Genomic DNA, 3,133 nt, shown 5'->3' on the forward strand with positions numbered 1-3,133 from the left:
GAGCCGCCCCCGTCCGCTTCGCCGACACCCGCCTCGCCCGCGCGGTCGTCGTCGCCCTGCTGGCCCTGGTCGTCGCGTCCGGGCTCGTCATGCTGATCGGCCAGCAGGCCTCCGCCGCGCCGGTCGCCCCCACGTCCCCGACCGCCCCGGCGCAGCCGGGCACCGGCACCGGCAGCACCGGAGGCACGGGCAGCACCGACGGCTCGACCGGCACCGGCACCGGCGAGACCCCCGACTTCACCGAGTCCGACCAGACCGTCACCGACGGCACGGGCACCGGTGGCCTGAACATCGACATCAACGGCCCCGACGGCGCCCCCAGCCAGGCGATCGTCACCCTGCTCGGCATCACGCTGCTCAGCGTCGCGCCGGCCCTGCTGCTGATGATGACGTCGTTCACGAAGATCTTCGTCGTGCTCGCGATGACGCGGAACGCGCTCGCGCTGCCGTCGATCCCGCCGAACCAGGTGCTCGCGGGCCTCGCCCTGTTCCTGAGCCTGTTCATCATGGCGCCGATCCTGGGGCACATCAACGACGACGCCGTGCAGCCCTACCTGAACGGCCAGCTCGACTTCCAGGGCGCGATCGACGCCGGTGCCGCCCCGCTCCGCGAGTTCATGCTGGCGCACACCCGCGAGGAGGACCTCGCGCTGATGACCCGCTCCGCCGACCAGCCGAACCCCGCCAGCCAGGCCGACGTGCCGATGCTGACGCTCATCCCGTCGTTCATGATCAGCGAGCTCCGTGCCGCCTTCATCATCGGGTTCGTCATCTTCATCCCGTTCCTCGTCATCGACCTCGTCGTCAGCGCCGCGCTGATGTCGATGGGCATGATGATGCTGCCGCCGGTGATGATCTCGCTGCCGTTCAAGATCCTGCTGTTCGTGCTCGTCGACGGCTGGGGGCTCATCATCACGAGCCTCATCGAGAGCTACCAGGTGAGTGCCTGATGGACTCCAACGCCGTCCTCGACCTGTCGATGCAGGCCCTCATCATCACGGGCAAGCTCGCCGCGCCCGTGCTGATCACCTCGCTCGTCGTCGGCTTCGCGATCTCGCTGCTGCAGTCGATCACCCAGATCCAGGAGGTGACCCTCGCGTTCGTGCCCAAGGCCGTCGCGGTCGGCATCGCCCTGATCGTCTGCGGCCACTGGATGATCAGCGAGATGGTCTCGTTCACGACCATGGTCTTCGACCGCATCCCCCAGCTCCTGAGCGGGGGCTAGGCCGCCGTGTCGATCGACCTCAGCTGGCTCGAGGCGACCATGCTCGCCGCCGTGCGCATGACCGCCTTCATCGTCGTCGCGCCTCCTTTCTCGTACCGGGCGTTCCCCGGCCGGGTGAAGGCGATGCTCGGCGTCGGCCTCGCGCTCGCCGTGGCGCCGCGCGTCGCGCCCGGCTACGAGTCGCTCGACACGGGCGGCTTCGTGCTGGCGCTCGTGCTCGAGCTGGTCGTCGGCGCGGTGCTGGGGTTCCTCGTGTTCCTGGTCTTCGCGGCGATCCAGTCGGCGGGCAGCCTGATCGACCTGTTCGGCGGCTTCACGCTGGCGCAGGCCTTCGACCCGCAGTCGATGATCAACGGCGCCCAGTTCACCCGCCTGTTCCAGATGACGGCGCTGGCGCTGATGTTCGCCAGCGGCGGCTACCAGGTGCTGATCGGCGGGCTCACCCGCTCGTTCGACGCGTTCCCGCTCGGCCTCGGCATGGACCTGTCGCGACCCGTCGAGCTGATGACGAACGGCGTCTCACAGATGTTCCTCGCGACGCTCCAGATCGCCGGACCGCTCTGCGTCGTCCTGTTCCTCGCCGACGTCGGGCTCGGCCTGCTCAGCCGCGTCGCGCCGGCCCTGAACGCCTACGCGATGGGCTTCCCGCTCAAGATCCTCATGACCGTGATGCTCGCCGGCGGCGTGTTCCTCGCCCTGCCCGGCGTGGTGCAGAGCCTCACCGGCGACGCGGCCGACATGGTCCTGGGGGTGAGGTAGCGATGGCGGACGACAGCGGCGAGCGCTCCGAGGCGGCCACCGACAAGCGGATGAAGGAGGTCCGCTCCAAGGGCCAGCTCTCGCGCTCGCAGGACCTGAGCGCGTGGGTCGGCGTCGGCGCGGCCGCCGTCATGATCCCCGGCACCATCCAGCGCGGCGCCGAGGCCGGCACCGACCAGCTCTTCTCGATCGGCCAGGTGATCCGCCACCCCGACGACACCACCGTGCTGCAGCTGCTCGGCGGCGGCGTGGGCTCGATGGCCGGCACGATCGGCCCGATGCTCGCGGTCGTCGGCGTGGCCGTGCTCGCGACCGCGGTCGTGCAGGGCGGCGTGCACGTCAAGCGCATGACCGGCAACTACGAGCAGTTCAACCTGCTGAACGGCCTCAAGACGACCTTCGGCACCCAGGCGCTCTGGAACGGCGCGAAGGCCCTGATCAAGACCGCCGTCGTCGGACTCGTCCTCTGGGCGGCCGTCCAGGGCCTCCTGCCCGTCCTCACGAGCGGGGGCGGCCTCAGCGTCTCCGCGATCATCGAGGAGGCGTCGGCCGGCACCACGGTGCTGCTCCAGGCCGCCATCGCGGCCGGCCTCCTCCTGGCGGCGGCCGACGTCTTCGTCGTCATGCGCCGCAACCGCAAGAAGACGCGGATGACCAAGAAGGAGGTGCGCGACGAGCACAAGAGCAGCGACGGCGACCCGCTGGTCAAGTCGCAGCGCCGCTCGCGCCAGCTCGCGATGAGCCGCAACCGCATGATGGGCGCCATCGTCGACGCCGACGTGGTGATGGTCAACCCGACCGACTACGCCGTGGCTCTCAAGTACGAGCCCGGCAAGGCCGCGCCCCGCGTCGTCGCGAAGGGCGCGGGCGCCGTCGCCGCGAAGATCCGCGAGCAGGCCGAGGCCGACGGCGTCCCGATGGTCGCCGACGTGCCGCTCACGCGGGCGCTGCACGCCTCGTGCGGCCTCGGCGAGGAGATCCCCGTCGACCTCTACACGCCGGTCGCCCGCGTCCTCACCTTCGTGATGGCCCTGAAGGCGCGCGGCGCGACCGCCGCCGTCGGCCGGGCCCACGCGAACCCCCGCCCCACGACGGCCGACGAGGTGTCGAGCGTGCTCGCCCCCGAGTCGCTGGCCCCCGACGCGGTGC

The 3,133-nt window shown here is 70.8% G+C and carries 4 protein-coding genes; all 4 read left to right on the forward strand.

Translation table 11 applies throughout. The annotated features are described in order from the left end of the window. Nucleotides 1-89: 89 nt before the first annotated feature. Nucleotides 90-950 carry a flagellar type III secretion system pore protein FliP gene (gene fliP / locus RWM17_RS13430; protein WP_228507259.1) on the forward strand — a complete coding sequence of 287 codons (861 nt, stop codon included), beginning with the start codon at nucleotides 90-92 and terminating at the stop codon, nucleotides 948-950. Next, nucleotides 950-1,225, forward strand: coding sequence for a flagellar biosynthesis protein FliQ (gene fliQ, locus RWM17_RS13435; RefSeq protein WP_123547654.1), 276 nt, complete (start codon nucleotides 950-952; stop codon nucleotides 1,223-1,225). Before fliP ends, fliQ begins: the two co-directional genes overlap by 1 nt. Before the next feature lie 39 nt (nucleotides 1,226-1,264). Then, nucleotides 1,265-1,984 (forward strand): flagellar biosynthetic protein FliR, encoded by a 720-nt coding sequence (locus RWM17_RS13440; protein ID WP_123548289.1) that lies wholly within the window; start codon nucleotides 1,265-1,267, stop codon nucleotides 1,982-1,984. 2 nt (nucleotides 1,985-1,986) lie between these two features. Further along, a partial coding sequence (locus RWM17_RS13445; RefSeq protein ID WP_314104475.1) for an EscU/YscU/HrcU family type III secretion system export apparatus switch protein occupies nucleotides 1,987-3,133 on the forward strand: 1,147 nt, incomplete at its 3' end.

Origin of the sequence: uncultured Frigoribacterium sp., from assembly GCF_963515265.1 — a bacterium.
Taxonomy (GTDB): Bacteria; Actinomycetota; Actinomycetes; order Actinomycetales; family Microbacteriaceae; genus Frigoribacterium.

What these genes read in the sequence shown, in the direction of transcription:
- fliP (WP_228507259.1), top strand. Translation starts at nt 90, where the DNA reads ATGCTGATCGGCCAGCAGGCCTCCGCCGCGCCGGTCGCCCCCACGTCC.
- fliQ (WP_123547654.1), top strand. Translation starts at nt 950, where the DNA reads ATGGACTCCAACGCCGTCCTCGACCTGTCGATGCAGGCCCTCATCATC.
- RWM17_RS13440 (WP_123548289.1), top strand. Translation starts at nt 1,265, where the DNA reads ATGCTCGCCGCCGTGCGCATGACCGCCTTCATCGTCGTCGCGCCTCCT.